Here is a 25,945-nt window from a genome sequence, read left to right as displayed (position 1 = left end):
ATCGTTCTGGATCCCAGAGTTGTTTAACATGGACGCTGTGGAGCGAGAGGCTGCGCGGACAATGGCCGATGCAGCAGCGGAGAATTTCCAATTGCCAATCAAGCCTTCCGAGGCTTCAATCGAGGTGCGCGACGATGCCGGGCCGCTCATGCAGGTGCGGTTCACAGTTGAGATAGAGCGCCTGAGGAGCCAATAGACTCCTCTCAATGTTCATGACGCCTGAAGAGGGCTGAGGCCGAACGGTATCGAGAACTCAGGGAGCAGGCCACGGACTCATTCCCCCGGCACCACCCTGAAACTATGGAACGCAGCTTTTAAACGCTGGGCGAGAGCGAGGCGGCGCTACGGCGGTCCAGGAAGATCATCGTGTCGAAGTAAGGTTGCCTCGGTTGGCTTGGCGGCATCCCACAGGATGGAAACGCGGCCCCGGCTTCAGGGGGCTTGGGGCGGTAAAGGCCGGGGCCGCTTCGCCAGCCCGTGGCGAGCCGGCGAGACTCAAGCTCATGTCGCGCCGTTTGTTCCTCCATGCTCCGCACGGTACCCCCATGATTGCGCGCCGCCCGTCACTGCGCTCGAAGTCCGGCCGTACGTCGGCGCCGCGGCTGCCGCACCCCTGACAGACGAACCACGGCTCGAGATCGGACGGTCGCATCTCGTCCGGCCAGCGATCTGCAGCGCAACGTGGTGCCCGCAACGGCAGTAGACCAGGACGCCGCCCAAGCCTATCTCGCGCATCTCGCCGAACGTGATCTTGAGCGGCCGGCCGTTGGCGTGCGTAGGAGCGTGGCGTCGGATCGGGCGCGGCATGCCGCCATCAAAGCTGCGTCGTAAGTAGCTTGCAAATTATCGATTGCTTGCGGCTCGGAACAATCGCAAGCTAGGCTGGCCATTCGAACATCCGGCCATCGACCTGCTGCAGTTGTCCAGCGGAGCTCCATTCAGGCGAGGCAGGCAACGATGGCAAGCACCACATCGGCGCCGAGTTCGGGTGAATAAATCCAGCAGAACAATCCGGCACCGAGGACGGCCGCAATTCCTTGAAGTGCAATCATCTGAGGTCTCTCCGTGAAAGCTCCTCATGGGGAGAGTGGCCCCCGTCTGTTTCCGGATTGCTTCGATCGGGGAGAAAGATGTTTCATTCACCAACCCGTTATCGAGTGTAGGGGCGGCGGGTGCCACCGCGGCCTCTGGGGGGGGGCGTTGTTCCCCAGGCCCCAGAACAGATAAATCACTCCTGCTCTGGCGTGTATTCACAGACGGAACACTCAAGCAGTTCCGGAACTGGCTCGGACCCGTGAGGCCGCTCGGCACAGCCCTTCAAACAGGTGCGCGTTGCCAATTTTTCCGGATCGTGGCCGATGATTCGCAAGGAATAGTTGGACCAACTGTGCAACATTGCTGCCGGGTCGCGCTGGCGGGCCGCCCCCGATGGCCTAGTTAGAATTGGCTGGTAGCCTGTTTTGTTTTTCTGGCGCATAAAGGCGCATGCCAGAATCTCATCATCGGTCCTGTCTGTGCGGTGCTGTTTACAGCCGCACTGAGGCGATGACCCCTTCGCGGGAAATAGCCAGCTTCGACTGCTCGGTTTGTGGCGCGACGATGGAAACGTGGAACACCGCTTGGGTGCCCACATATCGGTTGATAGCTGGCCCAGTTCGACTACCCACAAACAGCAACTAGCGACACTCTATTGCATTAGCCGCGATGGCGGAGTCGTTCGGCAATTCATTCACTATCGTTGAGGTGGCCTCAGACGACGCGCCGCCAACGAAGCAGATGTGGCTTGCTTTAGCTAAACCTAGGCAGGCGTTGACGCTGGTCCTGGCCGCCGTTCCCGAAGGTTGGACGGCGGAAGTTATTCCAGCGGTCCTTACGGAAAGGCAGCAAAGGACATTCGAGAAGCTAAGCCTCAATCCGGGCGACGTTTACAGGATCGATCCAGACTAAGGCCGCCTCAGTGGTTGGGCCTTTGCTGCAAATCAGGGGCGCCCCCCTTTAGAAGCCGCACGTAAGTTCCCTCATGCAGCTCCAGCCATCCTTGTTCCACCGCGTATCGGATGCCGGCACCAAATTCTGCGCCAGTCCCTTTCAGGGTGTAGAGAAAGGGCGCGTTGATCTTCTCAACATGGATGCGGCCGTCCTGGTCGGTCTCGATGATCGAGGCCAGTTCGACTAGCTTGCGGGCGGCGATTTCCGGGTCGGCGAAGGCACGTTCATCAGTCAATTTCAACTCAGCGCTCCTCTCCGCACTAACCTAGCAGCACAAGCTGGCCGGCAAGAACCTATTCAGAGTCTTCTGCTGAGCCAACGAGGATTTCGTACGCTCGCTCCGCCTGCTCCCTCGTCAAATTGGCTGCCCAGTCGGCGCCGATCAGTGCTGGACCTCGGCGCTCTCGATCGTAAACCATCCAACCAATGCCTCCCATGCGAATGAGAAATCTGTTCGGCGGCACACTTTCAGTCACCATAACCTCTAATCACCTGGAGACTTGGTGAGTGGGCGCCGCTCGTTCCCGGATTGCAATTGACCCATGTGAGTCAATTCGGGAAAATAGGCAACAGAACTGTGCGAAAGCGAACAGAGCCGCCTTCGGCCTCTGCCTAGGCTCGCGTCTGCTTCGTGCAACCCGAGCGCAGCGGCTCCAGCCTACACTCCCAAATGCCACGCCGGCCGGGCATCAGGCGGTCTTAATGTTGCTGCTCATCATTCGGCGCCGTGGTAGCTACTTTTTTCCGTCCCCTAGTTTGCCCTTGTGTATCATTTGACGCGTTGCGATCCAAAGGGACCTGCTACTATTTCCCGATCAGGGGGGGGGGCGGCGATGGATCGGCTGAAGAATGCGCTGGGGCAGCTCGGAGCCCCGGACCGTCCGAATTGCCGGATCACCATGAGATGGTTTCGCTCGGAGTTGGTGCGAGACACTCCGGATCCGTTAATCGCCCACCTCTTTCTCTGCCCGAACTGCAAACGCGCTCAGCGGACCGATACAACGTTCACGCCAGCTCGCGTCCCGCCTGACAAACTGGCGGCTCCTCGTTTCCGTGTGATTGCAGGAGTACGGTAAGGTCGCCACTTCCGCCGTCTAGCGGCTACTCAGCCCACTACGCCTCGACCGACACGCGCGATTTCACCGCATTGTCTGCGGCAACGGCCAAGGCCCGCGACAGCTCAAGCGCTTGATCCGCCGTCACTTGGAAATGAACGCCGACAACGCTCGCGACGGAAACGGTGATTTCGTCGTCGATTTGCTCAACGCAGTGCCATGCGGGCGATCTTGTTGGCGAGCGCGATCGCAGCAACCTTGGTCGGTCGACGCGTCAGCAGTCCCGTAAGCCAAGGCCGATGCCCCGTGCCATGGATCTTGGCATAGCGGATCACCGCGAGCGCGCCAGCCGTGAACAAGCTGCGCAAATAGCGATCACCTTGTTTGCTGATACTGCCAAGCTTATCCTTGCCCCCGCTCGAATTCTGCTTCGGCACGGTCCAACCCAGGCCGAGAAATCTCGACCCGATCGGAAGGCCTTGGCAACGCTCGCGACCAGCGCTGTCGCCAGCGCCGGCCCGACGCCAGGGATCACGTCCAGCCGTTTGCTCGTCGCGCTTGATCGATGCCAGGCGATGATGCGCCGGTCGAACTCCAGGATGTGGGCCTTCAGCACCCGCAATTGACTGCCGAGAGCCGCAAGACATGCGCGGGCCACCTCCGGGAGCCGGCGGTCGGCTGTATCGGCGACGACTTCCAGCAATTGCTCGACACCCCGGCGCCCGACGGGAGCGACAATCCCGAACTCGGCAAGATAGGCGCGGATTGAATTGATGACCGCAGTCTGCTGGCGGATGAAGAGATGGCGCGCGCGATGAAGCATCAAGCCGCTCTGTTGCTCGACCGTCTTGGTCGGCACGAACTGCATGTTGGGTCTCGTGACCCCCTCGCAAATCGCCTCCGCATCGGTGGTGTCGTTCTTCTGCCGCTTGACGTAGGGCTTCACATAGGCCGGAGGCATCAACCGCACCGTATGCCCCAACGCCTGCAGTTCGCGGGACCAGTAATGGGATGACGCGCAAGCCTCGATCCCCACCAGGCACGGCGGCAACTTCTCGAAGAAGGAAAGCACGAAACGGCGCTTGAGCTGGCGGCGGATCGCCACCTGACCGGCTGCATCGACACCATGCACTTGAAAGACCGACTTCGCGATATCCAGACCAATCGTCGAAATTGACTGCATAGGCTGCTCCTCCGAATCGTGGGAGCCTCAAACGGCGCCCACTCCTTGGCACTCTCGTGCCCGTGGAGGAGCCGTCCACAGCATCACAAGCGGACCTCAGCGGATATCCCGCGAAGGTCGCTACGGGCCACGACCGGACTCATGCACCGCAGCTAACAACAGACGTCGATGCGCCAACGGACAAAGGTCCCAAAAACAAGCCGCCGGTGGCGTTCCGGATAACGTACTCAGGGGAAGCAAGACGCGGGTAGATGGCTTGAGGGAGAGCACGGTGCGCAATCGATAAACCGCGGCCGTTCTGCCTGCAACGCCAGGGTCCCGGCTGCGCGGGACCCCTCGCTGTCTGGCAAAATCCCGACCATCAGGTTGGGCTCAATGGGATCAGCGTCATTTCCTCCGGATAATAGCGGAAGCCATCGCCCTGCTTCGCCGCGTGGCCGATCCCCGGCCAAGCGAAATGATAGGCGAGCAGGCGCGTCCTGCCCTCCGCCAGTATGTTGAGCACACGCACCCGGCTCTTCGCCGACTGTTTGGCGTCGGTATCGTACAGGCGGCAAGAGTCGCGAGCGCAAGGATGTCGGCCGCCGTAAAGCACCTCGCGCATATTTTGGATCGGATCTTTAGGCTCCGGCGATCAAAGCCAAGCGATTCCCGCGGCGGTTGATATAGATCAAAGGATATCGGAGCTCGGTTCTGGCTACGCGAGGGGGAGAGCAGGTCCGCTAAGGGTCAAAAGGCGACGTGGCCATCGTTACCGGTCTTGGAGCAAAGCAGACTTAGCGGCGGTACATCCCACGTCATCAAGATTCAGCGGATATCCACTCCTCCAAACGACAATAGCCAAGGGTTTGAACCTTCTACGATTTTCTGAGGGCGACCTGAGGGTCGCGCGAAGTAGCTACGGTGACAAGCTACGAACTCTGTCACCAAGCGGAGACCGAAAGTGTACCTCGCGTTTCTTCATCGGCAGCTGAGTTCTGGTGTGAGATTGTCGTGGGAGCCTCAAACGGCGCCCACTCCTTGGCACTCTCGTGCCAGTGGAGGAGCCGTCCACAGCATCAACAGCAGACTCACCGCGTAGGCGATCGGGCGATGGAAACCTTCACGGTCACGGTGCCAATCGTCCCATCGTCGGACGAGACCGTCAGAGTGAGTGGATCCGTCAGATCCTGCTGGTCACGGGCGAGCAAAAGCGCAGTCAGCGCGGCCTCTTTGACAGCCGCGTCAGCGTCTACGAATTCGACCCCCTCTTCATCAGGAGGGTTCCCAGGTTGAGAAAAATAGAAGCGCATTCCAAACCGAGGCTCTCAGGAGGAAGGAACGTTCCTAGTCAGGTATAGATAGCTCTCGTCAAAGCCCGACGCTTGGACGACCTTCTCATAATCCTCGATGGTCACAAAGTTCTTTTGCAAGTCGAGAACCCGCTCTGCACGGAACGCCTGCAACACTCTGTTGACGTGCACCGTGCTTAATCCGAGCGCTTCCCCTAGCTCGGTTTGCGTCACCGGAAACTCGAACTCTTCTCCGTTCGTCAGTCCGACCGCGGCCATCCGTTGCCGCAACTCGGCAAGAAGGTGCGCCATACGTGCGGCGGCCGGTCGCACCCCCATGTTGACGATCCATTCGCGAAAGATAGCAGCGTCTACCAGTGTTTCCCGCCAGAGCGCGCAGGCGATCAAGGGGTGGGTTCGGACCAGGTGCTCCAGCGCCGAATGAGAGATGAAGCCCACCGTTGCTGGAGACATTGTTGCGAGGTCATGATCCATCGTTTTCAAAAACAGGCTCTGAAGATCCGGGATGTCGCTTGGGATATGAAAGGAAAGGATCTGCCGTTTTCCATTGTTAGCGACCTTGGAGCGGCATGCGAAGCCCTTGATGATCAGACAGCAATGGCTGGGACGATCCCCTTCCGAGACAAGATAGGTGTCCGCAGGAACGACTCTGGTCTCCACCTTGAGGGAATGAATAGCTTTGGCGTCATCGTCGGAAAGATGGGTGTCGACCCGCAATCTGCGGATTAGCATTTCGGTAGGATGCATGGTGGACCGTGCGATGGCGAAGTCCAAGACCATCGACTTGAGGCCGGGTTGAAGAACCTCGGAGCGACGAACCTAAGTCGCTGAAAGGCCGCATAGTGCGGCGAAACGCCAGATTGCTGACGCAGAACCGATGTTCAGGAAGGTGGGTGGCACTCAACCACCCAAGGCACGTGTCTTTGTAATACACGAAAGGGTAGTACGTTCCTACACAATAAAGCTCTGGACGCATGCCACACCCCCGCGGTGCAACCATCCCGCCAGAAGGCAGCTTAGAGCGGCCGCCTGGAAGGCGGCTCACTCTGGGGCGAGCTTGTATATCTCACCGGGTTTTAGGTTGAGTTCGTCAAATAGCCTTTGCTGCTTTTCGTCGAGAGCCGCCGGTACGATGTCCGCCGTCCAGCCTTCGGGAACGGCCGCAAGAACTAGCGTCAGCGCCTGACTTGGCTTGGCGAAGGCGAGCCACATCTGCTTCGTTGGCACAACCCCGTCGTCCGAGGTCACTTCAACGAGCGTAAACGAATTGCCGAATGACTCTGCCATAGCAAATTGATCCCGCTACCGGCCCACTCCTCGAACTAAGCGGCTGAGCCGGTTACGGCTAGCGGCGTTGCGAGAACCGGCCCATCGCCAAACGCGCGTCAGACAATGGGCCGTCCCGGGTGGATGGCGGGACCTTAGGCCGGTATCTGCCACAGACCAACTTTCCAAATTTCGAAGCGGAGAGTCGTTCCTATCAGGGGCTTTGCAGGTAGCCCGCCGCACAGGTCTCAACTGGTTTTTTGGAAGGACTAAACTGCGACACCACAAAAAAACGCCGCCCGCTTAAATAAAGCGCAGGCGGCGGCTTACCAGCCCCGGGAGGGTGAGAGTAAATCCCGATGAGAATGAGTGTCCAGCGACGTGCCGAGGTTCACCGCTTTGCCGAAAAAGCTCAGATTGGTGGTTGTAGACCCGGCGAGGTCAGCCACTTGTTAACCTCCCCTGCAACATCGATTTGCCTAGCCTTTCGCAAGAGTTCCGTGCGGCGGATGCCAGGGGGCATCCCGCTGGCCTGTTGGCGCAAATTAATCGCCTCTTGTGCGAGACGGTACTCGAAGGTTGATGATTGTTTCAGGATAGGTCGGGCCGACATGTGGTGCTCGCGGTCGGGTTGAGCGGGAGCGCTATTCGCGTCCACACCACCGATAGATGCTACGGGCCACTCGGTGGCGGCGGGATCGTGCGCCTTTATCTGCGACATAGCCAGCGCTTTGTTTTATTTCCTCGCACAGGATCCGCAAACTGGCCCAGGGTTTCGCAGTCGCCTCAATTACTCCTCGCCTCTGGACCTCTTATCAGACCGATCAACGCGGTCCGCTCGAAATTCCGCAGGTCCGTCAAGCAATCGCTGCTTTCTCGTCGATTGGACCTTGGAGCTCGCGGAGGCGTCGGCTCTTTCATCTATCGCAGTGCCAGCGAGGTGGAGAGCACGCTTGCGCTGCCGGCCCACGCGACGACCTTTAACATCCTCTTGCGTCATTCTACTGACTCCCTGAGTTGGAGCTATTTGGAACGCAACGGCAGCCGTGAGACTCAGCAACCACGGCAAATGTTTTTTAGCTTCGCTGCGGTGCGAGCTTCTTCCGCAAGGAAAGGATCCTTATCGAGCGAGGATGAGTCGGTACTGCTCGCGGAGGGCTTCCTCGCTTTTGGAGGAAAGGCTGCGTCGTAACAGGACAGGCGCGCGCTGGTGCTCTCGATTGAACGGCAATTCGGCTCCGCCGCAAAAGCCGCTGGTGCTGTACCGAATACTGACGCGAGGAAAAGCGCGGCCGTACAAAGACCTGTTCGAGCCATTGTCATGCTGAACGCCCTTCTATTTGATGTCGGCTCGATCGGTTTTTGCCGGGCCCGTGTTCGAAAGCGGCTTACCTGGGGCCACACCACCTTTTCCGATTCTTCTAGCCAGGTGTCAGGTCCCGGCTACCTCTTCTTTGCGGGCCCCAAATCAGGCTGCCAAGCGGCATCCTTTCGGCTCGGCGCCGCCGCGATCACTTTTGCCTTTTCCTTCTTCGGCTTCTTGGCTTCCCGATTGCCGCGTTGCTGGCCCTTCGCCATATCACTCTCCTGTGATGGTTCGAGTTCGTCGAGTTCGTTTGGCTGCAACACTCGTCCGCGGGGAGTGCAGACTCTGACGTCCATGTAGCCTTCGCGCAGCAATTTTCGCGCAAGTCGCAATGCGACCTTCGCCATGCCGCGGCCGATATTGGAGCCGCCATATTCGTTGGTACCACCGACGAGATACAACACGCGCGTTGGCCTAACCATTGAAGATAGCGGCCGCGCACACAAGAAGCAGAAGGAACAGCGGAACAATCACCGGCGGCACGATCCAGTCAGAGATGCGACCACGCGACATCGAACGCTCCTGCAAGGCCTTTGGCGGGAGCACACGTGACCCTCAGTCACCGGTCGAAGCCGTTAGAATTGCGGTGATGCCAGCGACCCTACGCCAGTGCTGAACCAATAGCGAGGGATAAGTGCCGCGCGGGTGCCGGCTCCGCTGTGACAACTTCATCTGCGGGCAGGAGACAATAGTGCTGGCTATTGGCGCGCGAGCGGCGCATGGTCTTGGCTGCCAGCATCGGTTGGGGCTTCACTTGCGAAAGGCAGCGTGCATGACCATCCGTTCGCGGCGAGAAACCGTTACCTTCAAACATCCGTTCCGCATCCGCGGCATCGAGCGCGTCTTGCCACCGGGCGCTTATGAGGTCGTCACGGATGAGGAGATGATCGAGGGGCTGACGTTCTCAGCCTATCGCCGTATTGCGACAATGATCACCGTGCCCGCTGAAACCGGCTTCGGAACGACCGAGATGTTGTCGATCGGCTCGATCGATCTTGCGAACGCACAGGCTGCGGATGCGAGTATCGTCCATGACTGACCTGCCGGTCGATCTCGACAAGTGCCGCGGCATGGCCGCGCAGAAGGCCACCGACCTGCGGCGCGCCTTGGCTGACGTCGAGGCCAATCTTCGCGAGGTGCGTGTTCGCGAGGCTGACCTCGAAAACCGCATGATGACCGTTCCTGCCGCGTCCTGGCCGGAGGCAGCTGTGAAGGCACGCCATCTGCTCAACCTCTATGCTGCAAGTCGGCCTGCCGAGGATACGCGCCATCGCGCACTAGTGGCAGCGCTGCTCGACGATTTCGCCCGGCTGTCGGGCGAGAGCTGAGGCGAGCGTCGGCCGCTTCCATTCTCGGCTCGGCTCGACCGGGAAGCAGGGCCACGGATTGTGATTGGTGGCACGCCGTCCTGGGTCCCGATTGCGGAACTGGAGCGAGCCGCGAAGTTGACCTGCGAATGCCGGACATGCCTTCGAATCCTCTCGCCCTGGCGCCGACATTCTCTAAAAGGGCGCTCATGATGATCCGATATTTCTTCGATATCAGAGACGATCAGGAGCTCTACCCTGACGAAGATGGAATAGAGTTTTCCACGCAGCGAGAGGCGGAGATGGAGGCGGCTCACACGTTGAAAGGATTGGCCCGCGATTTGGCGGGTCAGGAAGACCGCCCGGACGTTGCAGTCGAGGTCCGGACGGAGGCGGGCCGCTTATTTCAGGCGGTACTGGTCTTCGAGGCCAATAAATCCAAGTAACAGACCTCTCCCCGTTGCGCGTTTTGACCGTGAGGGATTCTGTTCCGCGCCTTGTGGCTGCAGTTGCATGGCCCAACTCGGCGCTGCGGCGTCTCAACAGACGAGTTCGTCGGTCCAAACCTTGAAGCTGAGTAACGTATTGGGGCCAAATGTCTGGGTGATTGGAACGTCCGCAGCATCGCGGCCCTGCGCGATTAGCACGCGACCGATCCGCGGAATGTTGTTACGCGGATCGAATGTGTACCAGCGCCCGCCGATATAAGCTTCGAACCAGCCGGCAAAATCGCCGGCGGCATATGGAGGTGCCATGCCAATGTCACTGAGATAGCCCGTGCAGTAGCGCGCGGGAATGTTCATGCAGCGGCAGAACGCAATAGCCAGATGTGCATAGTCCCGGCAGACGCCTTTGCCTTCGTTGAACACTTCCCAGGTAGTCTTGGTAGGGCGGGCGTGTTCGTAGCCGAAAGCGATGTGGTTATGGACGAAGTCGCAGATGCCCTTGACCCGTGCCCAACCAGACGCGGTCTTCTCGAACAACTTCCACGCCACGTCGGTAAGTCGGTCGGTCTCGACATACCGGCTGCCGAGCAAATAGACGATGGTGTCCGGAGGAAGATCTTCCACCGCATGTTGCTGCGCTGATGGGACGATGAGGTCGGCTAGACCGCTATCTCGTACGATGCCGTCTGCCGTGAGGCGCATGCGGCCGGCGGGCGCAACAAGACGGCTACACCAATTTCCGAAACCGTCGCGATAGGGCGTGATCGGTACTGATGGCTCACTGACAAGATGATCGGGCACGACAATGTCGGATGCCCGCGTGAAGTGGGTGCCGACAACCGCAATCAGGGGTGTCGGTTGCGGAAAGTCGTAGATCATCTCGAAGCCAACGCGGATTTTCATGGGATTTGGCTCCAATGAGACGATTGAGAACGTCGCATGACCTGTCTGCGCCTCGTCACCGATGAATGCCGCCAGCGCTCAGGCGCGAATGGTATGACATCGCAGCTGGGATCGCCAGCAGCATGCTCGATTGCGACGGATCAACCGTCCATACCTGACCGGAACCCATTCCAAACTGAGAGCTTTCTAAGAGATGAAAATGCGATCCAGAGTCAAACCCATGTCGGTTCAGCCGGTGCAAGACTGGCTGGCCCAGCCCATGTCCGACAGGGCGTCTCGTCAGGGCGCGCGTCGCACCGTGAGTGAAGCCGACGCTGACATTCTGAGGAAGCGCGCATTAAAGAAGCAGCGCGCGTTGATCGGCGCCCTCAATGACCGTGCCCGATCATGAGAGAGTTCAAATGTCCTCATTGTGGGCAGCTTTCAGCTTTCGAGGACTCCGAATGCAATCGGTGTAAGCAGCGCTTGATGTTCGATCCTGAGAACATGGCAATGGTTGGCGCAGAAAGCGCCCTGGAATGCGTCAACCGAAACATCATCGGTTGCAATTGGTGCGCTGTTGCCTCGGCTCCCTACTGCCTGTCCTGCTCCCTGACCCAGGTCATTCCTACCACGCAAAATTCCCATAACGTGTTCCTGTGGACGCGCGTGGAGGAAGCCAAGCGCAGACTGATCTACGACCTGCGAAGGCTCCGCCTACCCATCGCATCCGCGGGTGGATTTCAGCTGGCATTCGAGATTCTGTCCGACGAGCATGGACCGGTCCTGACCGGGCACGAATCCGGCCTGATAACAGTTAACCTTGCGGAGGCCGACGATGTGCAGCGCGAGATCAGGCGCGTTTCATTTCGCGAACCCTATCGCACCCTTCTTGGTCATTTTCGACACGAAATAGGCCACTTCTACTGGAATGCGCTGATACACGAAGGAGGCTTCCTATCGCCCTTTCGGCTGGTGTTCGGCGACGAGACCGAGAATTATCAGGCTGCGCTTACCGCCTATTACGCCCGTCAAGATCGGCCTGACGACCGGACAAGTCACATCAGCATGTATGCGACATCTCATCCCTGGGAAGACTGGGCAGAAACCTTCGCCCACTTCTTACATATCGTTTCGACCCTGGATTCGTTGGCAGGACTTCCGCTGTCCTTGGAGGCGCGAGCTCAGCACACATTTAACGATCCCTATCTCGAAAGCGATTTTGGTGCACTTTTGGAGTTGTGGGCCCCGCTCGCACTGACGATCAACCGTCTCAACCGTTCACTGGGTCTCGCCGACGCGTACCCGTTCGACATTTCGCCCGCAGTTAAAGGCAAACTACACCTGGTCCATATGGCGATTTCGGCTTTTAGAAATCGGAAAGAATCAAGAGAAACGGGGTAGGTTGTCGATTGCGAGGAGCTCTATCGGATCTGCTCGCGCTTCCGGGGGCTCGAATAATCTCGCTGGCACGGAGGCATGGTCATTGTGGCTCAACAGGTCGGCTCGAAGCAAATACTCAGCTTATTGACTTTAAAGTGGATGCTTCCTTGGTGATGGCCGAGATGGCGGTGCCAGACTTGCGAACGAGGCTAGTAAACTGCTCATCCGACAGCTTGAGTCGCTTGCGAAGAATCTTGACTTGTACTTTGTCTTTCAAATCCAGCGAATTACGGAAATAGGTCGGCTTGTACCTGTTCATGGCATTCTCTCGCAATTGGGGATGGGAAGATCGTGACCAGGGCTGGCATTAAGCCGTTCCTGCCGCGGAGGTTGACCTCGCGCTCCTCGCGCAGCTTCCGCGTCCTTTAAGGCAACATTTCCCACAGGTCGGTGTTCCGCGTTCCAGGAATATATCAGCGTCAGCGGCAGATAGCTGGGTTAGGTTTGTTAGGGTCAAAACCGCTGGCGACACCAGCGTTCAACAATCTCCGCTCGATCTGGGACAGCTGAGATGGTGAACGAAAGAGCCCGGCTGGTGGCTTGGGGTCCCGGGACGTTTGCGGCTCGATCCGAGACGAACTCAAGGCCGCCGACAAGATTAAGCGCGCTCGCCTTCCGGGCGCGTAGAGTAGGGTCCGCCCGGCTTTCGTTTGACGTCTGGCAGAAGGGCTCTCCAGTCGCGACATTGAAATATCGGCCCGTGGCGCGAGACCTGGACCCTTCCAGGTTTGGGTCATCCACCTATAACCATCTTCCGACGCGCGTTTGGCGATGGGCCGGTTCTCGAAATTCTTGACTTTCTCAACTGCTGGTGTATGGTCTCGCCATCGATACTGGCCGAACAACTGTTCCGCTTTCGCCTCAGATCCTGCGGCGCGCACGTTTCAGACATTCTCCAACATCGACTAATTGGACACTGGCCGCAGCTCCGCGCGCCGGGTCCTGCGCGCACGCGAAAGGAAATCCTTATGAATACGGGTACAGTGAAGTGGTTTAACACCCAAAAGGGCTTTGGCTTTATCCAGCCAACGAACGGCAGCAACGACGTCTTCGTTCACATCAGCGCTGTCGAACGCGCCGGTATGGGGACTCTGAGCGAAGGTCAGACGCTGTCTTATGACGTCGTGGCAGACCGTCGTACCGGTAAGTCCGCTGCCGAAAATCTTCGTGCTGCTTAAATAACAGCTCGACAGACCTGTCGCTCCAGCCACGGATGTACTGGCAGAGCTTGTGGTCCTGCCCCGCGCCCGAGCCATCGGGAGCGGGGCTTTTTCATTGAATCCGGCAAAGAAATTCAACGGGCTCGTCTGTGGCTTCGCTTCGACGATGGGCCCTTGTGTCGCTGAGTTACGATTGAGCTGAACCGAGGTCTGCCTCGAAGCTCATCGTGCAAATGATTTCGGAGTGGCTTGTTTCGTCTTTCAGGTGCATAAATCGGTATGCACGATTCTGATCATCGATCTTGTCGGTGCGGCGCCGTCTATAGCCGAACCGAGGCGATGGCACCTAGCCGGCAGATCGCCAGCTTCGAGTGCTCCGTTTGCGGCGCTACGATGGAATCATGGAACACCGCTTGGGTGCCCATCTACAGGCTGATAGTCGGCCCAGTTCGACATTCCTCATCTGAAGGATGACTTCACCTCGCAAATCGAACCCCGGCCTGTGGCAGGAATTGTTCATCGCAGAGTCGTTCGGCAACTTGTTTACTAGCGTTGACGTGACCGCGGACGATCGTCGGACCTTACACGAGCCAAGTCAGGCGCCCGCGTTGGTACTCGCAGCCGTTCTCGAAGGCTGGGCGGCGGAACTCGTGGTTCAACCCTGAGGGAAGAACAGCAAAGGCTTTCGAGGAGCTGCACCTCAAGCCGCGCGATGTTTACAGGCTGCCCCCGGTCTGGCTCAACGAAGTGCGACCACGCCGGCATGTTGACTAGACGCGGCTACATCTGGAACGTCTATCCTTGGTGCCAAGCAGGAGATTCAATGAGCATCGTAAAACGTCATCTGGCCGAGCAAGAAGAACGCCTGGTACTAATCGAGGAAATTTGCATCGATACAGGAGCGCTCGTCTTGGATACGGCTACAGACGAAGTCTACTTTTCTGCAGACGAAGCAGCTTACAAGAACGCCTACGTCACCGTGTTTCAAGCCTGGGCGAAGGGCACGATCAAGGGCACAGCGGAACAGATATTCGAGGCTACAAAATCCATTCTTGAGGACTAGGACGCCGCCCTGGACACCAACGAGCCAGATAGAGTCGTGAGCGATGAGGAAAAACTATGCCATATGCCTACAAGCTGAATGAGGACGTTCGCCACCAAGCTCAAGGCCCGCAAGGACGCGCCGCAACTGAACCGCAGATGATCTACACGATCATACAGCACATGCCGATCGAGTCTGATGGACGAGTTAGGTATCGCATCAGGTGCAAATCCAAGAATATCGAGCGCGTTGTTACGGAAGATCAGCTTTCGTATTTTCAGTAATCACAAGCGTCGTCGGACTGCTACACTGTCCGGCCGCGCAAGGAGGAAAAATGTCAGACCGGCGGGAGCTCTATCGGAGCCCGAATGGCGACGCATGGTTCATCGCACGGGAGCCGACAAACGGTTACGCTTTCATCATCCACCAGCCCAATGCGCCCTCTGGCGGCCGGCTATCTCACATCGAGTTGGGTGATTTCCTGCGAGACGGGAAGGGGCCCGAACAGCAAGCGTTGTTGCGATTGATCGGAACGCTGGTCGAAGTACCGCCCTTTGCCTAGGATGCACCCCTTATCATGGCCGCATCGCCTTGTAAGGCGAGGTCCACCTTCAACAGCTGCCAATTTGAGAGCGAGTTGAGAAAGCTCTTCTTGCTAGAGCAACACCTGAGGTCTCCGGCCGCGAAAGTACTTCACAGGCCACAACCGTTCAGCAGCCTACTTGCCGCGAGAGAACCTGCGCCACCTCGAGAATAGCGGCTTTGGTTGAGGGAAGCTGGATAGTCGAGGTGGTCGCCGGACTTTCGGCGTGAGCCGGAAGCGGCAGGCGAGCGCGACAGGAGGAAGAAGCTATCAAGTCACTTCGCGTATCCCTGTGATCGGAGCCAAGCGATCCGACGCTCTCCATTCATCCAATCGTCAATCTGGGCTTTGCTCGTAAAGCCCGTGATTTCTGGATGCTCTGCGCCTGGATACTCGGCGACGATAGTCCAATCGCCCTCAGACTTGCGAACCGGTTTGAAGCTCACTTTGATTTTTGCCATGTCGTACCATGCAGGAAAGCGCCCGGAAAAGAAACCTCGTCCTCCACAATGTGGGTGGTTACCCACCAACTGTCACCGTAATCGGGCTGTCGGCCCTACGACTTATGGCTCCCTAGAGCCCGACATCGCCAGCTAGCAAGGGGAATCATTTGTCCGTTCAAACAGAACGAGCACTCATCTTCCTGATGCGGACAAATTCCCTGAGAGAAGCAGTCAAGCTTCTGCCGAAAGCGGCATAGTGAACGTGAACTTGGTTTCTTCACTCGTCGAGCTGACGGTCAATTCGCCCCGGTGAGCTTTTGCAATCTGCGAAGCGATGTAGAGCCCCAGTCCGAGCCCCTGGCGGCTGGCATGAGCATTCCCGCGGAAAAAGGGCTCGAACAGCTTGTCCATCGCGGCTTGTGGGATCGGCTGGCCGGCGTTGGAGACCCAGAGCTCGAATACGCGCTCCCTTGTTTCTGCGTGAACAATCACGGGCTTGCTCGAAGATCCGTGCGTGAGGGCGTTCCCGACGAGGTTGGACAGCATCTGTCCAAGCCTTTGGCCGTCACAGTTCACGGGCTGCTCGATCTTGAATTCGGCCTCTATGATCCGACCTGGCGAGGCCAGTCTTAGTTCGTCCACGACGCCCATGAGCACCGGCTCCAGCGGCTTTCCGAAATCGAGGTTCAACCGAATTCCACCGCCGAGCCGTCCACGAGCCAAATCAAGCACGTCATCGATCAGTCCTGCCATTCGCATGACCGTGGTCTGCATCATGGCGATGACCTGCCGCTCTTTCTCGGTCCGGACTGTCCTGTCGAGGATACGTACCCCGGCACTGATCGAAGCGAGGGGATTACGCAGGTCATGGCCGAGAACCGCGATGAACTGCTCTCGGAGCTCTGACGTTTCGTGCTCTCGCTGCAAATTGACCTCGGCAGATCTTTCGCCTGTTCTGGCTGCCTCGCGGGCTCGAAGAAGCTCCTGTTCATAGCGGCGACGATCAGTTGCTCTAATGAACGCTAGGCGGATCGAAAGGGGCTTGCCGTCCGTGTCCCGACGCTCAGTTGCGTTAGCGATCATCTGGAGCCGCTGCCCGTCCGCCTTGATGACGTCGATGGCAAATTCATCGAACGAACCCTGCATTCGTAGGAGCGGCGCGATGTGAGTTTCATAGTAGATGCGCCCAGCCATCGTCAGAAAGTCGCTGAAGCGCTTTCCGATCATTTGGTCGGCGGTATGACCGCTCCAGCCGGTCAAAGTTCGATTCACGTACTCCATCCGGCCGGCAGGCGACAGCGAAACGTAACCGCAAGGGGCGTTCTCGACCATGTCGGTGAAGTCGAGCGACGCCACGCGGGTCACACAAACGTTCGCATGGCGGACACCACTTCTTCCGGTGCGCTGAGGTTCGGACAGTGGCCGGTCGCCTTGAGAAGGATCATCCGGCTGTTCGGGATGGTGCGGTTGACGAAATCGCCAACATCCTGGCTGGCGATAATGTCCTCGCTGCACTGAAGAACGAGGGTTGGCACAGCAAGACGCGCGAGGTCTTCGCGGTTGTCCGAAGTGAAGGTCACGCGAGCGAATGCCTTGGCGATTTCAGGATCGGTTCGGCAGAAGCTGTTGGTCAGCTCCTGGCCCAACTCGGGGCGAGCCGGATTGCCCATGATCACCGGCGCCATCTGCGCGGACCAGCCCATGTGGTTGGACTCCAGAAATTCCAGCAGCTCTTCGATCTGCTTTGCGCTGAAACCACCGGTGTATCCTGCATCATCAATATAGCGGGGCGAGGGGCCGATCAGCACAAGCTTGCCGAACATTCCGGGCGCCTTTTCGGCGGCGATCACGCCGATCATGCTGCTCACGGAATGGCCGACGAAGACGGCGTCCGAAAACTCCAGCTCGCGGGCGATCTCCACAACGTCGGTCGCGTAGCCTTCGAGGCTGGAATATTTGGCCCTGTCGTACGCGCTTAGATCCGAACGCCCGGCACCGACGTGGTCGAATAGGACTGTCCGAAAGTCCGTTTCGAACGAGGAGCCACGAAGCGCCACATGTTCTGGTCGCAGCCGAAGCCATGGACAAACATCATCGCTTTTGCGCCGGCACCTTGAATATGCACGTTGTTTCGTTCGAGCACTTTCGACATGAGCCACCTTATATTCCCTTGCGCCGTTTAAACTGCCCACGGGAGATTGCGATATCTACGCTATTCCCGACTCGAGCGCCGGATACCCGAGGAGTAATCAATCAGGTAGTTCTGGTCAGTTCGCGCAGAACCTCGACGGCTTGGGCGCTACGGTACGGCTTAGGCAGAAACACGCTGCCGGCCGGCAAATCGTCGTCGCCAATGTGTACGTGACCGGAGGTCGCCACGATCTTGATCGGCGGCCAACGGTCGCGGACGAACCGGGCAAGCTTCAACCCGTCCATCGAACCCGGCATCTGAATATCCGTAAAGACAACATGGATGTCGGAGCGTGCTGATAGAATGGCGATGGCTTCGTCGGCATTGACCGCTGGAATGACTTCAAAACCGGCGTCTTTGAGTACCTCGGCGGAATCCATCCGCAGTAGGAATTCGTCCTCGACAATCAATATGACGGGGCTCGCCATCCGAGTGCAATCCTCCACGCTGGCAAGCGCGCCATCAAGTTATTGTTCCTAAAGATCAGGAACTTGCGTTTCGCCCGATCCGCGAGCAGTCAGGAGCGAGGGAGTTGAATTGTGAACGTTGTGCCGGTCTTCTCGTCCGAGCTAACGGCGATGTCGCCGCCATGGGCCTCGACGATCAACCTCGCGATGTAGAGGCCGAGCCCCAGATGAGCACGGTCACCCAAATCCTGCACTTGGCCACGCATCCACGGCTGGAAAATCGCCCTTTGGCTTTCAGCAGGTATGGCAGGACCGAAATTGTGAACGCTCACAGCCAGAGCGAGGGGATCGTTGCCCGATATCGTCACCCAGACCGGTTCCGTTCCGTCGCTGTATTGGACCGCGTTGCCCATCAGGTTGCACAGCACTTGTCCCATTCTTGCCAGGTCCCAAAGCCCGTTCGGATCACCTTCCTGAGTGACTATGAGAGTTTGCTTTTCGTGTACGCTTCGCAATTCGTCGGCGATTTCCTGGCATAGCGACGCGATGTGGGTTTGAGCGTTCGCGACCGGGATGTCGGCTCCGAAAGATGAGCGGGCGAGATCGAGCAGATCATCCAGGAGTCGCGTCGCCCGGTCCGTCGTGCGGATGAGATCGGAAACCATTTGGGCTTGCTTCGGATCCGTCGTCCCAGAAACGCTTGATCCGCTGCGCGGCCATTGAAGCTGCGCCAATCGGGTTCCGCAAGTCGTGACCAAGGATGCAGTCACAGCCTGATCGATCGCTTCGTTGAACCTGGTGAGATCCTCCAGATCAGTGCTTTCGAGACTCCGGTGGTTTGCCATTGCTTCACTACACTCGCTCGCAAGGCTCGAAGCCGTCCGCGAGCCGGAGAGCGGCATGCAAGCTCTGCCGTGCTCTTGCGAACCATCCGTCTCCGGCCTCCATGCCACGCGATTTGTCGACCTGTTCGGCCGCCGTTTGGGGAGCCTCCAGGTCCGTGGCGACGAACTTGAGAACATCGACAATGTGCACCACGCAGGAGTCCTGGAACGAAGTCGCTGCGCTTTCATTCTAGACTCCTGCAACATTTCTCATTTTCCTGGGGCATCGTGCAGGCCATTTCAAGGTGTTGCGTATGCCCCCGAGCCGAAACCGCATTTCGTCACGACCATCCCAATTCGAGAGCAAGGCTTCGCTGCGTCGGCACCCCGTGATCACGGTTGCTGGGGCAGCAGCTTTTGTTCTGGCCGACACGGCCCTCGTAAACCGTCAGCTTGCCAAGAAGGCGCAGCGCGATAATCCGCCCAAGGGACGGTTCATCGAGGTCGACGGGGTTCGACTGCACTATGTGGAGCGCGGTAGCGGTCGGCCGCTCGTTTTTCATGGCAACGGCAGTATGATCCAGGACTTCGAATCCAGCGGTCTGATCGAACTCTCATCCAAAAGATACAGGACGATCGTATTCGACCGCCCGGGCTTTGGACATAGCTCCCGCCCTCGGGAGGTCGTCTGGACTCCGGCCGTGCAAGCGGATCTGTTCAGGAAGGCGCTGGAGCGCCTCGGGGCCGAGCGGGCCATTGTTCTCGGACATTCGTGGGGAGCGGCGGTCGCGGTGGCATTGGCCATGAGGCATCCCTCGTCTGTGCAAGCGCTGGTGCTCGCGTCCGGATACTACTATCCGTCCGCCCGCACCGACGCAGCGACGTCTTTGCCATCGGCTTTGCCGGGGCTCGGCGATATCCTCAGCTACACTGTATCGCCCATCATGGGGCGCATGATGTGGCCGGCCATGTTGCGCAGGATGTTCGGACCCAGCCAAGTCTCAGAGAAGGACGCCTCTTTTCCCATGGAAATGACCGTGAGGCCGTCACAGATGCGTGCCGCCGCCGCGGAGGCGTCAATGATGGTGCCGTCCGCCTTCATAGCATCGAAGTGTTATGGTGGACTGCACATGCCGACGGTCATCATCGCCGGGGAATGCGATCGGCTGATCGATATCGGCAAACAATCGGCCAGGCTGCACGATGAACTCAAGCAGAGCTCACTGCTCCGGGTTGCCGGGGCAGGACACATGATCCACCAGTCGGCAACTTCGGACGTGATGGCGGCCGTTGACGAGGCCGCTGACCGGACGTTGCAATGAACGGCGGAGCTGACGTCGCGGTCGAAACCTGGTCCACGATCAGAACCTCGACTTTGCACTGGCGAAGGTGAACGTCACCTACATCGCGCGACAATTCCTTACCCTAATGGCAAGGGCTGAAAGCGAATGTCAGCCACCCCCGCTTCACTTTTCTGGCAGGACGTAGCTTTTCGCGACCGTCTCGTATGAGACCGACGCCAGATCTGGCGCCGTCGGCTTCGGGTCAAACCGCGAAGAACTCAGGTTGTGCAAATCTGGTCCGCTCTGCCGCCATGAGCGGACTTCCGGGAAGCGCCGCTCAGCGCACCCGTCACCCGCGTCATTGCGATGCGTCCGGTTCTTTCCCCTTGGTCCAATCTTTCGGACCGCCGGCGGCATTGCACCGGTCGCAGCGTTTCGAGACCTCGAGGCCCATGCGGCAGGCCGCGCCCAAGAGCTCCAGACCGATCTCATCGCCTGATGTGACCATGTCTTGCTGGCTCAAAAAAGGCTCATCATGAAAATCCGAGATCGCGCACCTAGCAGCCAAAGCGAACTTAGGTAGACCGCAGCCTTTCGAACTACCAGCGTTTGGCCTCGGATGCGGTCCACTTCGAGGAAAAGGCTGGCGGGAGAGGGGCAAGTAGCAATGAAAACTACGGTAGGAGCGTCGCAGCAATGACCGTTGCAAGCGCCGTAGATATTCTTGCGAAAGGCAGGAAAATGCTCATCGAATCAAAGAGGTTGACAGGACACCCCTTCCGCCAGGTCGCAAAAAAAAAACGGCCCCGGCACAACGCCGGAGCCGTTGGAAGCCTCGACGGTAATGGGGCGCGCCAAGGCACATTGGGTCTAGGGCGATTCGGCAACGGGGTCTGTATGTCTTTGGAGATAGGCGGCGCCTTGGTAGGTTAGGCGCTATTGTCTGGTGTGGTGTTCAATCGCGCGACGCGCCGCTCTCGCTGCCAGACTTCTAGTCGTACCATCTAGAAATTGGGCTGCCTTTTGTCTCGCATCCTCGTCGTCGGCGCAATCCAGCTCGTGCACACCGATGATCCGCCCGTCACCATCAAGGATGTAAGCGCGGTCGTCCATGGCGGCCGTTCCCCCAACGGAACGATTATGTAATCGGCTAAGAAATTGAGAAGTGGCTGGCGTTCTCGAAACTTTTCGGTCGGATACGGGGTTGACGCTTAGCTCGGGCGATCCGAGCCGAACGATGGGTGACTTGCCCCGGCCGCGTGATCCCCCACCGCCGGGGCCTTCTACTCTCCGCAAGGCCCGCCGAGTGCCCGATGCCGCAGGCCAAGGCCGACGGCTTCTCGATGTCCTCAGCGGCTCTGACCTTAATGTCACACCTTCTAAGTTCCTCAAAAGGAACAGTATTTTCTTGCGCGACGAAATACGGCCGAAACATCGCAGTGCTCTAGTTTGGGCACCGGGGCTGGCTCATACTTCACTTAGATCTTTTCACCCGGTTCATTTGACCTTGCGCGGGCCGCAGCGATTGACTTCGCTGCGGCCTTCGTCGTCGAGGTCGGCGTGTTTGCTTTTGGGGTGGGACGTCGATATCCGCTTTAGCGCTGTGACCATGGCCATGCCAATAACGGCTGCGGCTTCTTGGCCTGCGATCGCTCCGGGGTTGGCGGCGGCCTTTGCGTTTGGGCGACACTGGCCGGCTGCCGCGGACGCGGCAGCGGTACGTCGGGCATCACCGTTGGCTCTTCGGGGCTTACTTGTGGCGGCGCTTCGGGTGTCGCCTTTGGCTCTGAAGCGCTGGTGAGGACGCGGGCGAGTTGTTCCTCATTTGCGTCGAGCCGCTCGGTAAGCGTCATGTTTTGGCGCGCCATTTCGATCTGGTTGGCCTTGATCTGGTCGATGATACGGTCGTTGCGTGCCAACTCCTCTCGGCTCGCCTTGAGTTGGCTCGCCAAATTGTCATTGTCGCGGATCAATTGTTCTTGCCTCGCCTTGAGTTGTTCGACCGTTTGGCTCAAGGCAGCGAGATCGCGCGCCATCGGTTGGAGTTGCTGCGTTAACTCGGAGCTCAGTGCAACGGCAGTCGGTGCGGCGGCGTCCGGCACGGCGCGTGTCAGAACTGCTGGATCTGAGGCAGTCATCCTTGCCGTATCAACGGAGGATGACCACCACCAGGCAGCCACACTTATTGATGCTGCCAACAGCAAACCGACGAAAGCCACATAGTGCCAGTGCGCCTGAATCGTTGCGAGGGCAGCGGGAGGCCTCTTCATGCTAGCCGGCGGGGCCGTAGGAGCGAATCCAGCTTCGAGCAGGTTCGACAGCTGCTCCTCCAAGCTTGCGATCGGCTCTTTCGCGAGCCCGTCGTCCAGCGTGGAATTCATTTGATGCTCAGTATCAAAATGCGTTGGCATTCGCATGAGAGTGATCGGCGCATCTGCGCTACGGCGCGAGCTAACACGCAGCGGAACGCACTGGTCTCGAGCTTGCGAGGCTTCCCACGGATTAGCATGCAGGTGCTCGTCAATCGTTTTTCCTGCCAGTTGCTCTGTACGTTTTAACGCGGCCGAGAAGGCGGAACTATGTTCGGGGGCTTGAAACTACGGAAGCAGCACTGACCCTTCGAATAATGCCCCCGGTCCGGTACCTCGCTGCAAGAATGACCAAAACGCCTCCGGCACTGGACTGAGCCGTCCCTCCGTGTGCGTATTTGGTCAAGAGGCGCAGGCAAATCCTACGGCCCGAGAATGTGGTTTCATTCGCCTCTTCAGGCATATGGCGATCCTCGCCCACGATCCACCACGGGCGAGCAAGACGTGTCGAGGGAAGCTTTGCGCCTTATGGTAGGATTGTTCTATGTCTCGATCTGTCGTCTGTCCGCGGAACGCTAAGTCGACGGTTCTCAGGATCATTCATCGAGCCTTGCTCGCGATGATAGGTAGCCTCGTTGTCCTCCCGACTTCACGCGCTCAGGACAACGCGGCCTTAGCCAGCGACAGCGATTTCGAGCAGCGCATCCAGCGCGTTGTGAATGGCCTGCGGCCGGCTACTAGCGGCCGCCCGATGACGCTTGTTGACCGGATGAACGAACTGCACGTGCCTGGCGTCAGCATCGCTATCATTCACGCCGGCGCGATCCGGGCTCGCGGGTTCGGGCACGCTAGCATCGGTGGTCCGCCGGTCCTGCCTGAAACGTTGTTCCAGGCAGCGTCGATCAGCAAACCGGTTACTGCAGTGGCGGCGCTTGCACTAGCTCAGGCCGGGAAACTCAATCTTGATGGCGATGTCAATCTGTCCCTCAAAAACTGGAAGCTTCCGGCCAACTCCTTTAGCGCCCAATCCATGGTTACACTTCGAAGACTGCTGAATCACTCGGCTGGTGTAACGGTCCGCCGCTTTCCTGGGTACGCTGCGGACACACCAATTCCTTCACTCCGCAACATTCTCAACGGGGAGCCGCCGGCGAATACAGCACCTATTGTCGTCCATCACGAGCCCGGCGCACAGTTTGAGTATTCTAGCGGGGGCTATACCATTGTGCAGCAGATGCTCATCGACGTAAGCGGTAAGCCATTCCCAAACCTGCTTGAAGAAGTTGTCCTGAAGCCGCTCGGAATGACTCACAGTAGTTTCTTCCAGCCTCTCCCAAAAAATGACGCTCAAATTGCCGCAACACCTTATCAAGCAACGGGAGCGCCCGTGCCTGGAGGTCCACACACCTATCCCGAATTAGCCGCAGCGGGATTGTGGACGACACCTACCGACCTTGCGCACTTTGCGCTGGGTGTTCGGGATGCATGGACCGGTCGCGACACGTCCCTGTTGTCTCAGGCCACGGCGCTCCAAATGCTCACGCCCGGTTTTGGCGATTACGGGCTGGGCTTTGTTGTTCGCGGGCGTTCACCACATCAACGATTTCTGCACGAAGGCGACAATGCTGGTTTTCTCAGTTCGATGATCCTGTTTGAGAATGGAGATGGCGCTGTCGTCATGACGAACGGAGCTAACGGTGGCCAACTGGCCAGCGAGATCATGCACAGTATCGCATTGGAGTATGACTGGCCGGATGGCCGGCCCTAGCTTGGCTGCGCCTTCTAGGCAACCGACAAAGACGTCTCCGGCACAAATAGCGGCGTGGTCTCTCTGAAGTCGTCGATAGCCATTTGATCGATCCGAGCAAGGGTACAATCGATCAGAGATCAGCGCGGGCAGCAGGGCTCCTAATTGGTGTGCTCTACCTCGACCAGGCCGAAACGACGCCGCCTCTCAATGCGACTGAGCGCCGCTAACACATGATCACTGATGAGTGCGTCCATCAGCTTTTCGACCGTGGCGTTCGCGTCACGAGGACTATTTGGCACTAGGTAGGCGCTCAAAATCGCCCGCGCATCCAGAAAGGCGCCAAGCAGAACTTGCACGTCCGTTCGCTTCGGCACGATGGACCTAGCCTTATCTTCCACTGGACATTCAACGGCTACGCCATAGGGATCATTCTGGCATAGCCATTCGTTAGCAGTATCGTAAGAACCGAAGACTTTTACGGTTCCCTTGGGCACGTTGACGTACAACCACACTGACTCAGTCATCGGGGAGCCTCGCGATATCTGAACTCCATGACCGTGAAATGGTCGCGCGCGTTGATCCGCGACAAAGCCGCATCAACTTCTTCGCTATCAATGAAATCGACTATTTGATCTAGGGCCCCTGCGGCCTCAAAAGTATTCACCGGATTGATGTCCTTGCTCAAGGCAACGCGCGCACGCCACAACGCATCCAAACAAATCCCGGCATCCGTTCTCTTCATGCTGCACCCCCAGCTAGCTACGGTGAGGCGAAGTGCGCTGCGTGAGATAGCTTCCTAAACACCGCTGAGTGGCTCCCCAATTTGGCGGCGGCCAAAGTCGACTTCACACGCTAGGAACTTCGCCGTTCTATAGCTGGTTCATTTCGCGTGACGTTGTTTGATCCGAATAGCCCAATGATTGCCTGTCCGACTGCCGGGCGTGGCCGATGGCCATAAATGTGATGGCCTATGGCACAGGCCGCCCCAAACAGATCGACTTCCGACGCGGCAAGTGCGGATATCGAAATTGTGCCGAGGTAAGTTACGTCCGAATTTGATCGGCTGGAAGTCGCGAAATTATTGCAAAGCTGCTCTTTTGAAGTTCTTGCGAGGTACTCTGTCCTCGCGCAGCGGTCGACTCCTTTGATTAGCGGAGGCGTTTCGGTAGACGCTGGGAAATGAATTATGGACTGTCGGGTAATCTGCCAAGCCACCCCGGATTTAGCTGTTTACGCAAATCGATCGCCGAACACGGATCGTGACGACGGACGGTTTTCGGCCCGAACTTGCGACAGAAGCTGAGCATTTCCATCCAGGGTTGTGAAAAGGCAGCGTCGTAGATTTGCAATTGCATTTGGCATGGCCAGCTCGGGGCTTCCACTGGCTCTAAGCTATATTCTGGCTGCGGTACTCTAGCCGCCTGACGAAACCATCGCCGCGTGCCTTCAGCCACCTTGATCGCGTCAGCACGCGCGCGATCGCATCGTGTTCGCCGCAACGTCATCAGTCTTCCGATCTCCCCGAGCCGATCGTCGATGGCCGGCTTTTGGGCCACCGGAAGTTGACCGTCCCGGCGGCTGTCAGCTATGCAAAAGAAATCTGCGCAGAGGCGGGATTTTTGGTGCGGCAGGTTTGGAATCTCTGAACGTTGGGGAGCTTTGGTTGAGTAGCCGGGAGTCGACATCGCCAGAACTAAGTCCAACCAAGAAGGCGATCTTTTACG

The 25,945-nt window shown here is 58.4% G+C and carries 24 protein-coding genes and 2 pseudogenes; 10 read left to right on the top strand and 16 right to left on the bottom strand.

Translation table 11 applies throughout. From position 1 onward, the window contains the following. Positions 1-28 precede the first annotated feature (28 nt). Complete coding sequence (locus tag FOM02_RS47210; RefSeq protein WP_416207715.1) at positions 29-196, top strand: DUF6894 family protein; 168 nt, start codon at positions 29-31, stop codon at positions 194-196. 1,758 nt (positions 197-1,954) lie between these two features. Here the strand turns inward: FOM02_RS47210 and FOM02_RS28000 are convergent. The 7 genes and pseudogenes from FOM02_RS28000 to FOM02_RS27970 all read right to left on the bottom strand — a co-directional run bounded on the left by FOM02_RS28000 (position 1,955) and on the right by FOM02_RS27970 (position 8,555). Then, positions 1,955-2,230 (bottom strand): hypothetical protein, encoded by a 276-nt coding sequence (locus tag FOM02_RS28000; protein WP_027565093.1) that lies wholly within the window; start codon positions 2,228-2,230, stop codon positions 1,955-1,957. Positions 2,231-3,250: 1,020 nt separating this feature from the next. Beyond that, positions 3,251-4,227 (bottom strand): annotated as a pseudogene (locus FOM02_RS27995) (IS110 family transposase). Between the two features lie 361 nt (positions 4,228-4,588). Further along, a complete protein-coding gene (locus FOM02_RS27990) occupies positions 4,589-4,831 on the bottom strand; it encodes a hypothetical protein (protein ID WP_322596909.1) in 243 nt (80 codons plus the stop codon). Positions 4,832-5,297: 466 nt separating this feature from the next. After that, positions 5,298-5,519: a DUF6894 family protein gene (locus FOM02_RS47205; RefSeq protein WP_416207714.1), complete on the bottom strand. Its 222-nt coding sequence runs from the start codon at positions 5,517-5,519 to the stop codon at positions 5,298-5,300. Positions 5,520-5,534: 15 nt separating this feature from the next. Next, a complete protein-coding gene (locus FOM02_RS27985) occupies positions 5,535-6,299 on the bottom strand; it encodes a Crp/Fnr family transcriptional regulator (RefSeq protein ID WP_265440275.1) in 765 nt (254 codons plus the stop codon). A gap of 261 nt (positions 6,300-6,560) precedes the next feature. After that, entirely contained in the window at positions 6,561-6,806 is a 246-nt protein-coding gene (locus FOM02_RS27980; RefSeq protein ID WP_265440274.1) for a hypothetical protein, read from the bottom strand. Between the two features lie 1,422 nt (positions 6,807-8,228). Next, on the bottom strand, positions 8,229-8,555 hold the full coding sequence (locus FOM02_RS27970) for a hypothetical protein (RefSeq protein WP_265440272.1): 327 nt from the start codon (positions 8,553-8,555) through the stop codon (positions 8,229-8,231). Between the two features lie 368 nt (positions 8,556-8,923). On the opposite strand from FOM02_RS27970, the gene FOM02_RS27965 reads away from it, so the two are divergent. The 3 genes from FOM02_RS27965 to FOM02_RS27955 all read left to right on the top strand — a co-directional run bounded on the left by FOM02_RS27965 (position 8,924) and on the right by FOM02_RS27955 (position 9,904). After that, a complete protein-coding gene (locus FOM02_RS27965) occupies positions 8,924-9,190 on the top strand; it encodes a hypothetical protein (RefSeq protein WP_265440271.1) in 267 nt (88 codons plus the stop codon). Beyond that, on the top strand, positions 9,183-9,479 hold the full coding sequence (locus FOM02_RS27960) for a hypothetical protein (RefSeq protein ID WP_265440270.1): 297 nt from the start codon (positions 9,183-9,185) through the stop codon (positions 9,477-9,479). Before FOM02_RS27965 ends, FOM02_RS27960 begins: the two co-directional genes overlap by 8 nt. 128 nt (positions 9,480-9,607) lie before the next feature. Further along, positions 9,608-9,904, top strand: coding sequence for a DUF6894 family protein (locus FOM02_RS27955; protein WP_322596908.1), 297 nt, complete (start codon positions 9,608-9,610; stop codon positions 9,902-9,904). Positions 9,905-9,997: 93 nt separating this feature from the next. Here the strand turns inward: FOM02_RS27955 and FOM02_RS27950 are convergent, their stop codons facing one another. Continuing rightward, the gene (locus tag FOM02_RS27950; RefSeq protein WP_265440269.1) at positions 9,998-10,807 is read right to left on the bottom strand and encodes a transglutaminase-like domain-containing protein; all 810 of its coding nucleotides are present in this window, start codon (positions 10,805-10,807) and stop codon (positions 9,998-10,000) included. Positions 10,808-11,194: 387 nt separating this feature from the next. Here FOM02_RS27950 and FOM02_RS27945 point away from each other — a divergent pair, with 387 nt between their 5' ends. Beyond that, positions 11,195-12,190: a zinc-binding metallopeptidase family protein gene (locus FOM02_RS27945; RefSeq protein WP_416207713.1), complete on the top strand. Its 996-nt coding sequence runs from the start codon at positions 11,195-11,197 to the stop codon at positions 12,188-12,190. Positions 12,191-12,305: 115 nt separating this feature from the next. Here the strand turns inward: FOM02_RS27945 and FOM02_RS27940 are convergent, their stop codons facing one another. Beyond that, complete coding sequence (locus tag FOM02_RS27940) at positions 12,306-12,488, bottom strand: DUF3606 domain-containing protein (RefSeq protein WP_265440265.1); 183 nt, start codon at positions 12,486-12,488, stop codon at positions 12,306-12,308. A gap of 709 nt (positions 12,489-13,197) precedes the next feature. Here FOM02_RS27940 and FOM02_RS27935 point away from each other — a divergent pair. The 3 genes from FOM02_RS27935 to FOM02_RS27925 all read left to right on the top strand — a co-directional run bounded on the left by FOM02_RS27935 (position 13,198) and on the right by FOM02_RS27925 (position 14,993). Next, on the top strand, positions 13,198-13,407 hold the full coding sequence (locus FOM02_RS27935) for a cold-shock protein (RefSeq protein WP_092226167.1): 210 nt from the start codon (positions 13,198-13,200) through the stop codon (positions 13,405-13,407). Between the two features lie 805 nt (positions 13,408-14,212). Further along, complete coding sequence (locus FOM02_RS27930) at positions 14,213-14,452, top strand: hypothetical protein (RefSeq protein ID WP_016839771.1); 240 nt, start codon at positions 14,213-14,215, stop codon at positions 14,450-14,452. A gap of 313 nt (positions 14,453-14,765) precedes the next feature. Continuing rightward, positions 14,766-14,993, top strand: coding sequence for a hypothetical protein (locus FOM02_RS27925; RefSeq protein ID WP_265440263.1), 228 nt, complete (start codon positions 14,766-14,768; stop codon positions 14,991-14,993). A 695-nt stretch (positions 14,994-15,688) separates the two neighbouring features. On the opposite strand, the gene FOM02_RS27920 is transcribed toward FOM02_RS27925, so the two are convergent. The 4 genes and pseudogenes from FOM02_RS27920 to FOM02_RS27905 form a co-directional block, all read right to left on the bottom strand. Then, positions 15,689-16,789 carry a PAS domain-containing sensor histidine kinase gene (locus tag FOM02_RS27920; RefSeq protein WP_265442209.1) on the bottom strand — a complete coding sequence of 367 codons (1,101 nt, stop codon included), beginning with the start codon at positions 16,787-16,789 and terminating at the stop codon, positions 15,689-15,691. A gap of 29 nt (positions 16,790-16,818) precedes the next feature. After that, positions 16,819-17,609: pseudogene (locus FOM02_RS27915) on the bottom strand (alpha/beta fold hydrolase). A gap of 101 nt (positions 17,610-17,710) precedes the next feature. Beyond that, on the bottom strand, positions 17,711-18,076 hold the full coding sequence (locus tag FOM02_RS27910; RefSeq protein ID WP_265440262.1) for a response regulator: 366 nt from the start codon (positions 18,074-18,076) through the stop codon (positions 17,711-17,713). 89 nt (positions 18,077-18,165) lie between these two features. Next, complete coding sequence (locus FOM02_RS27905; protein WP_265440261.1) at positions 18,166-18,957, bottom strand: sensor histidine kinase; 792 nt, start codon at positions 18,955-18,957, stop codon at positions 18,166-18,168. Positions 18,958-19,193: 236 nt separating this feature from the next. On the opposite strand from FOM02_RS27905, the gene FOM02_RS27900 reads away from it, so the two are divergent. Further along, entirely contained in the window at positions 19,194-20,201 is a 1,008-nt protein-coding gene (locus FOM02_RS27900; RefSeq protein ID WP_265442208.1) for an alpha/beta fold hydrolase, read from the top strand. 1,556 nt (positions 20,202-21,757) lie between these two features. Here the strand turns inward: FOM02_RS27900 and FOM02_RS27895 are convergent. Further along, positions 21,758-22,543 carry a hypothetical protein gene (locus FOM02_RS27895; RefSeq protein ID WP_027558101.1) on the bottom strand — a complete coding sequence of 262 codons (786 nt, stop codon included), beginning with the start codon at positions 22,541-22,543 and terminating at the stop codon, positions 21,758-21,760. Positions 22,544-23,090: 547 nt separating this feature from the next. On the opposite strand from FOM02_RS27895, the gene FOM02_RS27890 reads away from it, so the two are divergent. Then, a complete protein-coding gene (locus tag FOM02_RS27890; protein WP_051377887.1) occupies positions 23,091-24,239 on the top strand; it encodes a serine hydrolase domain-containing protein in 1,149 nt (382 codons plus the stop codon). A gap of 140 nt (positions 24,240-24,379) precedes the next feature. Here the strand turns inward: FOM02_RS27890 and FOM02_RS27885 are convergent, their stop codons facing one another. Both FOM02_RS27885 and FOM02_RS27880 read right to left on the bottom strand, forming a co-directional pair. Next, the gene (locus tag FOM02_RS27885; protein WP_265440260.1) at positions 24,380-24,745 is read right to left on the bottom strand and encodes a hypothetical protein; all 366 of its coding nucleotides are present in this window, start codon (positions 24,743-24,745) and stop codon (positions 24,380-24,382) included. Continuing rightward, positions 24,742-24,963: a hypothetical protein gene (locus tag FOM02_RS27880; RefSeq protein ID WP_027558099.1), complete on the bottom strand. Its 222-nt coding sequence runs from the start codon at positions 24,961-24,963 to the stop codon at positions 24,742-24,744. The genes FOM02_RS27885 and FOM02_RS27880 overlap by 4 nt, the downstream gene beginning before the upstream one ends. Between the last annotated feature and the right edge of the window lie 982 nt (positions 24,964-25,945).

Source organism: Bradyrhizobium sp. SEMIA, from assembly GCF_014844175.1.
Taxonomy (GTDB): domain Bacteria; phylum Pseudomonadota; class Alphaproteobacteria; order Rhizobiales; family Xanthobacteraceae; genus Bradyrhizobium; species Bradyrhizobium arachidis.
The sequence above is the reverse complement of the archived record's forward strand: the minus strand, read 5'-3'. Positions and strand labels throughout refer to the sequence as shown.

Coding starts and splice junctions, on each gene's coding strand:
- FOM02_RS27890 (WP_051377887.1), top strand. CDS start 23,091: ATGATAGGTAGCCTCGTTGTCCTCCCGACTTCACGCGCTCAGGACAAC.
- FOM02_RS27895 (WP_027558101.1), bottom strand. CDS start 22,543: ATGAATTCCACGCTGGACGACGGGCTCGCGAAAGAGCCGATCGCAAGC.
- FOM02_RS27910 (WP_265440262.1), bottom strand. CDS start 18,076: ATGGCGAGCCCCGTCATATTGATTGTCGAGGACGAATTCCTACTGCGG.
- FOM02_RS27905 (WP_265440261.1), bottom strand. CDS start 18,957: ATGCCGCTCTCCGGCTCGCGGACGGCTTCGAGCCTTGCGAGCGAGTGT.
- FOM02_RS27980 (WP_265440274.1), bottom strand. CDS start 6,806: ATGGCAGAGTCATTCGGCAATTCGTTTACGCTCGTTGAAGTGACCTCG.
- FOM02_RS47210 (WP_416207715.1), top strand. CDS start 29: ATGGACGCTGTGGAGCGAGAGGCTGCGCGGACAATGGCCGATGCAGCA.
- FOM02_RS27990 (WP_322596909.1), bottom strand. CDS start 4,831: ATGCGCGAGGTGCTTTACGGCGGCCGACATCCTTGCGCTCGCGACTCT.
- FOM02_RS27955 (WP_322596908.1), top strand. CDS start 9,608: ATGCCGGACATGCCTTCGAATCCTCTCGCCCTGGCGCCGACATTCTCT.
- FOM02_RS27950 (WP_265440269.1), bottom strand. CDS start 10,807: ATGAAAATCCGCGTTGGCTTCGAGATGATCTACGACTTTCCGCAACCG.
- FOM02_RS27920 (WP_265442209.1), bottom strand. CDS start 16,789: ATGGTCGAGAACGCCCCTTGCGGTTACGTTTCGCTGTCGCCTGCCGGC.
- FOM02_RS27880 (WP_027558099.1), bottom strand. CDS start 24,963: ATGAAGAGAACGGATGCCGGGATTTGTTTGGATGCGTTGTGGCGTGCG.
- FOM02_RS27925 (WP_265440263.1), top strand. CDS start 14,766: ATGTCAGACCGGCGGGAGCTCTATCGGAGCCCGAATGGCGACGCATGG.
- FOM02_RS27945 (WP_416207713.1), top strand. CDS start 11,195: ATGAGAGAGTTCAAATGTCCTCATTGTGGGCAGCTTTCAGCTTTCGAG.
- FOM02_RS27935 (WP_092226167.1), top strand. CDS start 13,198: ATGAATACGGGTACAGTGAAGTGGTTTAACACCCAAAAGGGCTTTGGC.
- FOM02_RS47205 (WP_416207714.1), bottom strand. CDS start 5,519: ATGCGCTTCTATTTTTCTCAACCTGGGAACCCTCCTGATGAAGAGGGG.
- FOM02_RS27885 (WP_265440260.1), bottom strand. CDS start 24,745: ATGACTGAGTCAGTGTGGTTGTACGTCAACGTGCCCAAGGGAACCGTA.
- FOM02_RS27985 (WP_265440275.1), bottom strand. CDS start 6,299: ATGGTCTTGGACTTCGCCATCGCACGGTCCACCATGCATCCTACCGAA.
- FOM02_RS27930 (WP_016839771.1), top strand. CDS start 14,213: ATGAGCATCGTAAAACGTCATCTGGCCGAGCAAGAAGAACGCCTGGTA.
- FOM02_RS27965 (WP_265440271.1), top strand. CDS start 8,924: ATGACCATCCGTTCGCGGCGAGAAACCGTTACCTTCAAACATCCGTTC.
- FOM02_RS27900 (WP_265442208.1), top strand. CDS start 19,194: ATGCCCCCGAGCCGAAACCGCATTTCGTCACGACCATCCCAATTCGAG.
- FOM02_RS27940 (WP_265440265.1), bottom strand. CDS start 12,488: ATGAACAGGTACAAGCCGACCTATTTCCGTAATTCGCTGGATTTGAAA.
- FOM02_RS27960 (WP_265440270.1), top strand. CDS start 9,183: ATGACTGACCTGCCGGTCGATCTCGACAAGTGCCGCGGCATGGCCGCG.